Source organism: Pseudomonas sp. MD330_10 (assembly GCF_042610415.1).
Taxonomy (GTDB): domain Bacteria; phylum Pseudomonadota; class Gammaproteobacteria; order Pseudomonadales; family Pseudomonadaceae; genus Aquipseudomonas; species Aquipseudomonas rhodesiae.
The window spans coordinates 1-1655 of sequence record NZ_JBHGZU010000039.1 but is presented as its reverse complement, the minus strand read 5'-3'; the positions used below and the strand labels follow the sequence as shown (position 1 = coordinate 1655).

The 1655-nt window shown below is 55.2% G+C and carries 1 protein-coding gene; it reads left to right on the top strand.

The annotated features are described in order from the left end of the window. Nucleotides 1–74 precede the first annotated feature (74 nt). The gene (locus ACFZPT_RS26500; RefSeq protein ID WP_034097281.1) at nucleotides 75–1505 is read left to right on the top strand and encodes an IS1182 family transposase; all 1431 of its coding nucleotides are present in this window, start codon (nucleotides 75–77) and stop codon (nucleotides 1503–1505) included. Nucleotides 1506–1655: the final 150 nt, after the last annotated feature.

Genomic DNA, 1655 nt, shown 5'->3' with positions numbered 1-1655 from the left:
TGGCCCAGAGTGTGTAAAAACGCCCGGACATACCCTTGCTATGATTTCTGAGAATTTCATCGCAAGGGAAGCCCATGAAACGGTTTATCCAGGGTGAGCACCGAGGGCAAAGCACCTTACTTCCCGAGAGGCTCGACGACTACGTCAGCGATTCCAACCCGGTACGGGTGGTTGATGCCTTCGTCGATGAACTCGATTTGGCCTCGTTGGGTTTTGATGGCGTCATTCCCGCCGAAACCGGCAGACCTGCGTATCACCCTGCGATCCTGCTGAAGATCTATATCTACGGCTACCTCAATCGCATCCAATCGAGTCGACGTCTTGAGCGAGAAGCCCAGCGCAACATCGAATTGATGTGGTTAACCGGGCGCTTGATGCCCGACTTCAAAACCATCGCCAACTTCCGAAAAGACAACAGCAAAGCCATTCGCGGCGTGTGCCGCCAGTTCGTTGTGCTGTGCCAGCAGTTGGGGTTGTTTAGCGAAAACCTGGTGGCCATCGACGGCAGCAAATTCAAGGCAGTGAACAACCGCGACCGCAATTTCACCAGCGCCAAACTGAAGCGGCGAATGGGAGAAATCGAGTCGAGCATCAACCGTTACCTGACCTCCCTTGATGCAGCTGATCGGCAAGTGCCAAGCGCCGCTGAGCCAGACGCTACGCGCCTGGAAGAGAAAATCGCCAAGCTCAAAGCTCAGATGAAAGAGCTTCAGGTGATCGAGTCTCAGCTCAACGACTCTCCAGACAAACAGGTCTCACTGACCGACCCCGATGCCCGCTCGATGATGACGCGTGGCAATGGCATCGTCGGCTACAACGTACAGACGGCGGTCGATACCCAGCACCATTTGATCGTTGCTCACGAGGTCACGAACGTTGGCTCTGACCGCGACCAACTCAGCTCGATGGCGAAGCAGGCGCGGGAAGCCATTGGTTCAGAAACGCTGTCCGTCGTGGCTGATCGAGGCTACTTCAAAAGCGAGGAAATCCTGGCCTGCCATGATGCAAAAATTACCGCCTATGTACCCAAGTCGATGACTTCAGGAGCTAAAGCGGACGGGCGTTTCAACAAAGATGCCTTCGTTTTTAACGCAGCTAAAAATGAATACCTTTGCCCGGCTGGCGAGGCATTGATTTGGCGTTTCTCCAGCGTCGAGAAAGGCCTGAACATGCACTGCTACTGGAGTTCGAACTGCCAAAGCTGCGCCCTGAAAACTCAGTGCACGCCGAGCAAGCAGCGACGAGTGCGGCGTTGGGAGCATGAAGCCGTGCTAGACGAAATGCAGAACCGGCTGAACCAGGCGCCGGACATGATGCGAGTCCGAAAGCGCACTGTTGAGCATCCCTTCGGGACGCTCAAACAATGGATGGGATCCACGCATTTCCTCACGCGTAGGCTGGCCGGCGTCAGCGCGGAGATGAGTCTAAATGTGCTCGCCTACAACATGAAGCGGGTCATGAGAATCATCGGTGCCGAAGGCTTGTTGAAGGCAATAGCGGCGTAAAAACCTCCGGCTTTTGCTGCTCCAGGTTGCGCTAAAACGCTTCATAAGCGCTCCGGAGCGTTACCGATGCTGATCGTGGCAAATACGTGGCCAATCGACTCGCCTGGCTGCGCTGGGCTGAGGCATCCACGATACGGAAGTGTTTTTACA

Excerpts from the sequence above, each read along its gene's own strand:
- ACFZPT_RS26500 (WP_034097281.1), top strand. The coding sequence starts at position 75 with ATGAAACGGTTTATCCAGGGTGAGCACCGAGGGCAAAGCACCTTACTT.